Below are 8,862 nucleotides of genomic sequence, written 5' to 3' on the forward strand. Positions count from 1 at the left end.
CTGGCGCGCGCCCTTCGGGCCGCTTTTCCTTGCGTAGCAAGGAATTTCAGAGACCGCGTATCGAAAGCCGTTGTGCCACAAGGGTTTCACTAAAGTTCTAAAGTGGATTTCTGGGAAAATCGTTGCGTAGCAATGATTTTCTCCGCACTCCACAAGGGACGATTTAAGTCTGTCCACTGTGCTTGCTCGGAGGATCGTTGGTGTTGAGCGGTTCCCCGTGCTTAGGTGGAGGGTTGACAAAACGGGGCCTACGTGTTGTAGGCCCCGTTGGTTTTGTAGTGTGCGCTACCGGATGCCGCGCCCGCTGAGGGAGTAGGTGACCCCGGCGGCCACGAACCCGAGCACGAGGGAGATTGCGCCCCAGTGGAGGGAGAACCCGAGCACGGCCGTAGCCAGTCCCATCAGGACAGCTACGAGGATCGGGCCGCGTCGGCGGCGGAACACCACCTGGTAGTACTCGGCGCGGTATCGCGGCATCATGCCCCCTTCTGCCGCCGCGTGGGCTGGTCGGCCCCGGCGGCCTGGTCCTCGTCGACCACCACGCGGAAACGCGGATCGGCGGCCGTGGCCATGCCGAAGGTGATGTGAGGCGTGGCGCTACCGAGGTTGTACTCAATATCGAGGTCGTAGAGGTTGACCCCGAGCCGTCCGGCCACGGTGGTGTTGATCTCCTGGCGGAGCTGGGGTGAGCCGGTGAACTGGGGCGGAACCACGAGCATGACCACGGCGCGCGGGTTGGTGCGGAAGTCGGGCGGCACGTGGACCCATTCCGCGGCCTTGGTGCCCGGTTCGATGCCCACCCGCTTGGCGAGAGCCTCGTGGATCGGCAGCACGTAGCGGGCCTCAAACCGGGAGCTCTTCACCCGGCGGTAGGTGTTGCGCCCGATCAGTCCGACGAGCACGGCCAGCCCGACGAGGGTCACTGCGCCGGTGATGCTCGGCGCGCTGGCGTACCCCCACAGCCACAACGCGAGGCCGGCCGCGCTCCCCCAGCGGATCAGCGCGCGCACCCCGCGTGGCAGGTAGGCCCAGCGTGGGGCCTTCTTGTTCGGGGTGAGATCGACCTTGCCGCGCTCCCACCACCCGGCGTCGGTGCGCAGCTTGCCGTCCATGTGTGCGCCGGTCGCGGCCCGCCACAGTGCTCGGGCGAACCGGGTTCCGGTGTCGCGCCGGGCGTAGATCTTCGGGGTTCGCCTGCGGCTGGTGAGCATGAGCACGAGCACCCCGCCGCCGAGCATCGCCAGCCAGACGGGCACGGGCACGCTGCGCAGCCACTGATCAATCCCGCTGCTGGCCGCCGCCGACATAGCACACCCCTTCCGGTCCGTCGATCCCGAACGCCGAGCGTACTGGCCTGATCACCCGTCCGCGTGGCGTTTTCGCAGGTCGGACGGCCGGGTCTCGATCACGGCTCCGGTCGCCACCCGTTTGGAGTATCGCCAATGTGTATCTAGGTGGATACGGTGTATGTAGTCAGATACACCCGACGTTCCACGGGAGGCACCCCATGAAGTGGATCAACACCGAAACCGGCCAGCACCCCGTCATCGAGACGTACGGCTGCGAGGACTCCGAGCTGGCCCCACTGCTGGACTGGTGCGACACGCTGTTTTTCGCGCTGTCCCGGCTGCGCGGCGCACAGTGGCGGCTGGACGGCTCGCGTGACGCCAAGACGCTGGCCGACCTCTACACCTGCATCAACGACTTGAACACCCGGCTGGAGCCGCGGCTTTCCGGGGTGATCGAGGCCCTGACCCGCGCGCACTACGCCGCTGGCGGCTCCCACGGCGAGCTGGCGAACGCGATGGACGTCACCCGCGCCACGGCCCAGACCCGCGCCACCAAGGTCCGGATGCGCGAGCCGAGCCACTGGGCCAACTGGGCAGCCGGGGAGCTGGCCCCGGTGGATCGGCCGGCCACCGAGATCCGCCCGGGCTGGGTGCTGATCACCACGGACGGCCAGCGTCACCAGGTTCGCGAGGTGCGGGTGTACTCCGATGGCTACGTCGAAGTCCAGACCGGCGGCCAGGCGTCGTTCTGCTTCGAGGCTGGCGACCCTGCCACTGTGATTCCCAAGGGCAGCGCCGAGGACTACACCAGCGGCACCGGCACCTACCACACCGACACTGCCGAGCTGACCTACGAGGTCCACGCGTTCGATACCCGCGAGACCCGACGCCCGCTTCCCCAGCAGTAATGCCCGGCGGCCCGGCCGGGAGGCACCCCGGCCGGGCCTGCTCGATCACCCTCACTCCCCGCGCTCATTTCAGGAAGGAAGGCCCTCCCATGATGCCCGCTGCTGCGACATTCGCCGCGTACCTGCTTGCCCTGCTCGTTGCCCACCAGGTCGCTGACCATTGGGTGCAAACCAGCCACCAGGCCGCTCATAAGGGCCTTCCGGGCCTGGCCGGGGTGTTGGCCTGCCTGAGGCACGTTCTCGCGTACACGGCCACGCTGGCGGCCATTGGCGGCCTGGTCTGGGCCGTGCTGGTCCTGCCGATCAGCGTCGGCGGGTTCGTCACCGGCCTGCTGATCAACGCAGCCACCCACTACTGGGCCGATCGCCGCTACACCCTGGCGTGGCTGGCACGGATCACCCGCAACACCGAGTTCTACCGCCTCGGCGCACCCCGCCAGGTCGTGGCCGTAGCCGCTTCCCCCGACCACCCGTCTGGAACGGTCCTGGTGTACCGCGTCGACGAGGACGGCCACCCCGATACCGAGCACCCCCAACCGCATGACAACCCCAGCCTTGGCACCGGCGCCTACGCCCTAGACCAGGCGTTTCACTGGTTCTGGCTGTTCGTCTCGGCGCTGGTGACGGTCATTCTCTAAGCCATACAACGGAAACGCCCCCCGCGAACCGGTGCGCGGGGGGCGTTTCCTATTGCAGGTCAAGCTAAATCGGTTCCTCGTTGTCTTCCACCGGCGGCGGAAGCGGAATGTCCTGGTGTTCCAGCAGGACGTGCATGGCGCGGGTGAGCCATTGCACCGACCGGCGCAGCTCCCGCACGTCATCGCGGGTTTCCACCACGGTCTCGATGATCGCGGTCACGTCCTCTTCGAGTCGCTGAGCCCGCGACTCCAGGCCGCGTACCCGGGCCTCAAGATCAGCGAAAGTCGTTGCCATAGCGGGGAATCCTACCTCCGGTCCTGGGTTGCGCTACTGATGTTCGGGGCTGACCAGGTGCAGCGTCATGGTGCTTCCGTCCGGGCTACCCGTGGTCCGATATCCGGCCTGTTCGCCGCGTTCCTTGAGTCGAAATACCCAGTCGGCCGCACCTCGACTGATGGTCAATTTCCCGTCCGCGTCGTAGAGCAGCGCCAATAGCAGCTCGAACGCAATTTCTGGCTGGTCGTTCCCGTCGAACTGTGCCACGTCATTCCCCTTTCACAGAATGTTGAACCCGGTGCGAAAACCGCTGATTTTCAACGTGCCTTTCAGGATGTGCCGATCATCCCGGGCGTTTTGCTGTGAGTACTGACCCAGAATGCCGTCCGACAACAGTTGTTCGGCCAGGGATTCGTCCCCGTCCAGCAGTGCGGCTGCCGCTGCCTCGATCGCCTCCCGCATCTCGCCATCCACGCTGATCAGGCCCACTTTGCGCACGCCCTGGGACTTGCCGTTGTACTCCACTTCGACATGCCCGCAGTTCAGGGCTTGAGCCTCCAAGAGGGCGTCAGCGGCCAGCCAGTCCGGCTCGGCCAGATCCTCAATGTCCTGACCGTGGGGCGCTTTCCGAACCTGCCCGGCCAAATAGCGCTGAGCCTGCCGCTGGCTGATCCCGAGTTCCTGAGCGATGAACCGGGACGCGCCCCGGCCCTTGGCGCGGCGAATAGCGCTCGCGGCGTCCTGCCAATTCCGAGGGGAGGCGGCCCCGCGAATCTGGTCACCAAATCGACTCACTGGTCCTCACCCTTTCGTTCAGCGTTGGCCTGATTGATCGCGTCCCGCATCAGGAACGGGGAATCGTGCTCGTGCGCGGCGATCATGTCGGCGGTCACGTCGGCCCACTTCTCGACCTTCCAGGTGCCCGGCCGCCACCCGTTGTCCGCGTCGCCGAGGCGCAGGCCCGCCGGGTGCCACGGCGCGGTGTCGGCCAGGAACCACGCGGTGTCGCGGCACATCCCGAGCGCCGGGTGGACCACCGGCTGACCAGCCTTGATCGCGGCCAGCACGTCGGGCTCCTTGGCGGTGGCCGGCAATCCGAGCCCGGCCCGGTCCAGCGCCCGGAGAGCGTTGGCCCACGACAGAGCGATGAGCTGATCCGACCAGTCCCGCCGCATGGTGCCGGTGTGGTTGAACCGCTCGGAGCGCAGCATCCCGCCGCAGAACCCGGCATAGACCGCCTTCACCGCCGCCAGCGCCACCCAGTCCAGCTCGGCACGCCGGGTCATGAGCCGCGTCCGGGCCTTGTTGAACCCGGCCGCCCACGCGGAAAGCCGCTGCCCTGAGCTGGTCCACACCACCAGCCGGGAGGGCTTGATTCGCACGTCCCGGTCCGCAAGGTACTTCACCAGCGGCATGGGCAGCCACATTCCGGCGGTGATGCCCTGGAATGCCGGGTGCGACGTTTCCAGGTCCTCGGCCAGCTCCACATATCCGGGGGCCTTGAAAAGCACTTCCACGCTCCGGGGAACCCGCTCGTATACGACCGGTTCGCCGTCGCCGAGAACCACGCTGGCCGCCGCGCCAAGGAATTGCGCGTGCACGTCCATCCCGGTCACTTTCTGGCCCATTTCCGGGACGATTTCCCGGTTCAGGAAATCGAGGTGACGCACCATGTTCCCGTCGGTGCTGATGGATTCCACCAACTCATTTTCGATCTGCACCGGCTCTTTCATGTTCGGGTGTTTCGCGAGCAACCGGTGGTAAGCCGCCACGCCCACCTCGCCGGGGTAGGACACCCAGCGCAGACCGCCGGTCGCTTGGTGAAACGCGACCAGCGCCCTTCGGGCGGCATCCTCGTCAAGATCAACACCGCAGCTGCCGAGCCACCGGAACCAGTACGCGAATTCGGCCTCGTCGTCAGGTGCCGACCGGCTGCCCTGCGCATCCCGGGTGACCTGCGGCTTTCCGGGCCGCCGGGCGCTGCCAGCCGGAATTACCGCCTGAGTTGGTCGCTCGCTGGCCGAACCCCCGTCCCCGGTGTCATCACCCTGACCCGGGGTGTCCATCCGCTGTGCGGCCGCCTGGGCGGCCATTTCGCGGCGCTCCAGCTCGGCCGCCGCCGCGTCCCGATCAGCGTCCGCCACGGCCCCCTCGTCGGCGATCAACGCCACCAACGCGTCATCGTCCAGATCCTCTACACACACCATGTCCCGCGAAAAAGGTGTAACGGTGTAACGCCCCTGGTCAGACCCCGTTTTCGAGGTGTAATCGGCGGGGTAACTCGGGGTGTAACGGTGCAACGGGGCAGGGGTAACCGGCCCCTCGGCGGCCTCGTCGGCTGCGCTGAACACGTTGCCGACCTGGTAGACGCGGGTGGCCTTACCCCGGACCTTTATGACTCCCATTCGCTTTCCGCCGCGCCGGATGCTGTCCGCGCGGTGCAGATTCCCGGCCTTATCCAGCGCGCGAAGAGTGACGCTTTTGTCGTGGATCTCCGCGCGCTCGAAAATCTGCTTGATTCCTTCCGGGAGGATCGCCAGATCACCCTCATACTTCTCGTGATCGGAAATGTCGTAACCCCAGAAACCGCCGAATGGGGTTTCCGTGGTGTCCCACGATTCCAGCTTCGCGAGGTTCGGCCACTTGTCCGGGTACCCGGCGAAAACCTCGGCGGCGGCCAGTCGGAATTCCAGATCGGCCGTTTCGCCAGCCTCGGCCAGGTCCAGCCGAAGGGTGTGCATCACGTTCAGCGCCGCGTCCTTGACCACGGCAGGGAAGTCGGGCAGGTCGCACAGCTCGGCGAAGATCCGCGCCGCTGCCACGCCCCCGGCCAGGTGCTCGGCGACCCGGCCCAGCACCCCCTCACCACCGAGGCCCATCTCGGCCTCTGCCTTGTTCCACCAGCGCTCGAACTCCTCGGCGTCTGGCCCGTGCTCGGCCACGGCAGGTAGAAGCCAGCCGAAGTTCTTGCGCGCCAACGGTTTGAGCAACTTGGAGTGCTCGGCGCTGAGGGTGTAGGGGCCTTCCATCTCAATCACGCGGCCCCGGATCGCGGGGTTGCTGGAGCGGCCCACGATCGAGACGTTCCCGGTGCTGATCAGGCATCCGGTCCACCCGGCGATGACCTCTTTGGGCTGTCCGTCGCGAGTGGCGATCTCCCGGATCGCACCCTCCATAAGGGACATCACGGTGTTGCTGAGGGTGTTGCCACGCAACATGTCGGCGGCCGTCTCCAGCTCATCGCGGAACAGGGTCAGGCAGCGGGACACCTGCGCGCTGTAGAGCACGGCCTTGGCCGAGACGTTCCAGCTCCGCCGGAGCTGACCCTTGCGCGGGTCGCCGAACCCGGCCGCGCACACCTCGAACATCGTCGTCTTGCCGTTGCTGGTGGTGTCCACCGCATGGAGGGTGAACGACTCCTTGCCCAGTGGCGCGGCGTAGAGCCCGGCCACCGACAGCGCCATCGCCAGCGCGATCTTGGGCGCGCGCATCGCCTCCCGCGCCAGCTCGCAGTAGCCCTCCCAGCTCCCGCCCTGTTTGAGGTAGCCGTGGTGCATGCCCTCGGCCGGGGGCAGGACCAGGCGGCCGTCCACCCACAGCGGGTGCGCCGGGGTGCGCTCGGCCTCGTGGGCCAGCAGCTTGACCAGGTTGTGGAGCTGGTCCCGCGCGCGGGTGTCGGCCACCCCGACCGCGCCGGGGAAGCGCGACCAGGCGTCGCCGGACTTCACGTCGGACATGGGCACGGTGCCCACGTCGTCACCGACCCGCAGGGTCACGCGGGACATGCGCGGGCGGCCGTCCAGGTCGTAGGTGACGAGGTGCTCGGTGACCTCGGGGGTCCAGGTGAGCACCTGGTTGCCCCGGTCATCCCACACCCCCACATCGGGGGTCCAGGTCCAGCCGCCGCCCGGGATCGGCAGGTCCCCGCGCGGCTTGCGGCTGGGCTTGCCCGCGGCCTTCTCGTCGTTGCTCCGATCGGGTACGTCTTGCTCGCCGGCCTTGGACTCCGGGGCCTCGGCCGTGCTAGCCGCCTCGGCGGTCGGCATGCCGTCCTCGAGTTCGGCCAGCTTCCGGCGCAGGGTGCTCAGCCGGTAGAGCCCGGCGGCCTCGATCGCGGCGAACCACTCGGCCCGCACCTCGTCGGCCTGGCGCGCCAGCCCGGGCAGCACGGCCGCCACAGCCCGCCGCCCATCGGTCACGGACAAGCCGGACACCCCGGCCAGCCAGTCGGCCAGTCGGGGTAGTGGGGCGTTCGACACGCCGTCGCCCGTAGAGCGCGTGGGCGCGGTCTGGGTAGCATGGGGACGCGTTGACACGCGTTGACCCCCTTTCGTCTGGTAGCGCTGAGGGGCTTTGAAGGGCCAGCCTGCCACGGCTGGCCCTTCGTCATTTCTGGACGCTAGCCCTGCCGACCGTCACGGCTGGGGGTTCTCGTCGGTGTGTCGCACGAGGTGGGGCGCGGCCAGCTCCAGCTCATCGGCCACGAATGAGCCATCCCAGCGGACCTCACCGGCGGCCAGCTCGTTGCCGTCCTCGTCGACCCGAGGTCCCTCGAACAGCACCACCGTGCCCAGCGACCCGTCCCGGGTGTCCCGCACGCGGTCGCCGTGCTCGAACCCGTGTGTCTGTGTGTCCATGTCTGCCGTCCTCTCCTGTTCGTGAACGCGTTCATAGCGTCCGTTCGGCATGTCTGCGCCGCGTTCGCTGCCGGTTCGGCATCCTGGGTGAACGCGATGACGTGACTATAGCGCGACTCCGACAGTGTGCGCTACAGTCCCATACATGTTGACAAAGGAGAGGCCAGTGCCCCCGAAGCGGAAGACGCCGTTCGTCTCGGTGAACCTCACCGTTCAGGCCCGGGACGCGCTGCAGCGCGCCGCGCTCCTGACCTCGGCCGAGGTCGGACGGCGTTTGTCCATGTCGGCGGTCTTGCTGGCCGCGATCAAGGTCACCGAGGACCACCCCGCAGAACTCATCGAGGCCCTGACCGGTCCCGATGCGTCCAACCCGAAGGAAGGAGACAGCGAGTGAACACCGAGAACGCCGAGAACGCCCATCAGGACGCGCCAGTGAACGCGTCCACAGACACCAGCAACGAGGCCCACGCGGCCCGGCTGGCGCTGATGAACACCAAGGTGGAGAAGATCCGTTACGCCTGTGAGGCGCTGGTCCGGCCGTCCACCTCCGACGTGGTGGCCTTCCTGCTCACCTACGGCGTGGTGCGCGACCCCAAGCGCGAGCGGCCGTACGTGTCCACCCACGTCAACCGCTGGCGCGCCGAGCGCGGACTCGGCGACACCGGCGACCTGCCGCCCATGTCCGAGGCGATGCTGGCCGAGCTGGACGGCCGCCGCGCCCCCGCCGCCACCACCGAGGCCGAGGTGGCCGACGAGGGCCAGGCCCCCGCCGCCACCACCGAGGCCGAGGTGGCCGACGAGGGCCAGGCCCCCGCCGAGCCTGCCGCCGAACAGGCCCCCGAGGCGGTCAGCGGACACGCGGACGCGTCCACGGACACCCCCGCTGAGCAGGGCAGTGAACACGCGAACACCCCGCCCACCGAGGCCCCGGCGGCGGAAAGGCCGGCCAAGGCCGCGGGCACCCCCAAGCCCAAGGGCAAGCGCCGTGCTCCCTGGGTGCTCGGGTTCATCGCGGCCGTGGCTATGGGGGTCTCGGCGGACACCTCGCTGGCGTTCTTCGGTGAACGCCTGAACGTCGGTGACCCGCTCCGGTTCTTCCTGTTCGCGGTCATG

General features: G+C 67.9%; 10 protein-coding genes and 1 pseudogene. 4 read left to right on the plus strand and 7 right to left on the minus strand.

Going from position 1 to position 8,862, the window contains the following annotated elements:
* Positions 1-285 precede the first annotated feature (285 nt).
* Positions 286-480: a hypothetical protein gene (locus tag AMYTH_RS0143205; RefSeq protein ID WP_027935482.1), complete on the minus strand. Its 195-nt coding sequence runs from the start codon at positions 478-480 to the stop codon at positions 286-288.
* Complete coding sequence (locus AMYTH_RS0143210; RefSeq protein WP_157360830.1) at positions 477-1,262, minus strand: hypothetical protein; 786 nt, start codon at positions 1,260-1,262, stop codon at positions 477-479. Before AMYTH_RS0143210 ends, AMYTH_RS0143205 begins: the two co-directional genes overlap by 4 nt.
* A 245-nt stretch (positions 1,263-1,507) precedes the next feature.
* Between AMYTH_RS0143210 and AMYTH_RS47425 the strand changes: the two genes are divergently transcribed.
* Together AMYTH_RS47425 and AMYTH_RS0143220 are read left to right on the plus strand one after the other, a co-directional pair.
* Complete coding sequence (locus AMYTH_RS47425; protein WP_051363155.1) at positions 1,508-2,197, plus strand: hypothetical protein; 690 nt, start codon at positions 1,508-1,510, stop codon at positions 2,195-2,197.
* A gap of 89 nt (positions 2,198-2,286) precedes the next feature.
* The gene (locus AMYTH_RS0143220; RefSeq protein WP_027935484.1) at positions 2,287-2,835 is read left to right on the plus strand and encodes a hypothetical protein; all 549 of its coding nucleotides are present in this window, start codon (positions 2,287-2,289) and stop codon (positions 2,833-2,835) included.
* Positions 2,836-2,899: 64 nt separating this feature from the next.
* On the opposite strand, the gene AMYTH_RS49385 is transcribed toward AMYTH_RS0143220, so the two are convergent.
* From AMYTH_RS49385 to AMYTH_RS0143245, 5 genes are read right to left on the minus strand one after another with little or no spacing between them, the layout of a single operon-like run.
* Positions 2,900-3,130, minus strand: a complete 231-nt coding sequence (locus tag AMYTH_RS49385; protein WP_157360831.1) for a hypothetical protein — start codon at positions 3,128-3,130, stop codon at positions 2,900-2,902.
* Positions 3,131-3,163: 33 nt separating this feature from the next.
* Entirely contained in the window at positions 3,164-3,379 is a 216-nt protein-coding gene (locus tag AMYTH_RS0143230; RefSeq protein ID WP_027935485.1) for a hypothetical protein, read from the minus strand.
* Positions 3,380-3,391: 12 nt separating this feature from the next.
* Complete coding sequence (locus AMYTH_RS0143235; protein WP_027935486.1) at positions 3,392-3,907, minus strand: hypothetical protein; 516 nt, start codon at positions 3,905-3,907, stop codon at positions 3,392-3,394.
* Positions 3,904-7,485: a DUF927 domain-containing protein gene (locus AMYTH_RS0143240; RefSeq protein ID WP_157360832.1), complete on the minus strand. Its 3,582-nt coding sequence runs from the start codon at positions 7,483-7,485 to the stop codon at positions 3,904-3,906. The genes AMYTH_RS0143235 and AMYTH_RS0143240 overlap by 4 nt, the downstream gene beginning before the upstream one ends.
* 42 nt (positions 7,486-7,527) lie before the next feature.
* Positions 7,528-7,749, minus strand: a complete 222-nt coding sequence (locus AMYTH_RS0143245) for a hypothetical protein (RefSeq protein ID WP_027935488.1) — start codon at positions 7,747-7,749, stop codon at positions 7,528-7,530.
* Between the two features lie 166 nt (positions 7,750-7,915).
* On the opposite strand from AMYTH_RS0143245, the gene AMYTH_RS0143250 reads away from it, so the two are divergent.
* Positions 7,916-8,143 carry a hypothetical protein gene (locus tag AMYTH_RS0143250; protein ID WP_027935489.1) on the plus strand — a complete coding sequence of 76 codons (228 nt, stop codon included), beginning with the start codon at positions 7,916-7,918 and terminating at the stop codon, positions 8,141-8,143.
* Positions 8,140-8,862, plus strand: a pseudogene (locus AMYTH_RS46820) (hypothetical protein); the annotation flags it as partial. The gene AMYTH_RS0143250 and the pseudogene AMYTH_RS46820, both read left to right, overlap by 4 nt.

It is taken from the genome of Amycolatopsis thermoflava N1165, from assembly GCF_000473265.1.
GTDB lineage: Bacteria > Actinomycetota > Actinomycetes > Mycobacteriales > Pseudonocardiaceae > Amycolatopsis_E > Amycolatopsis_E thermoflava.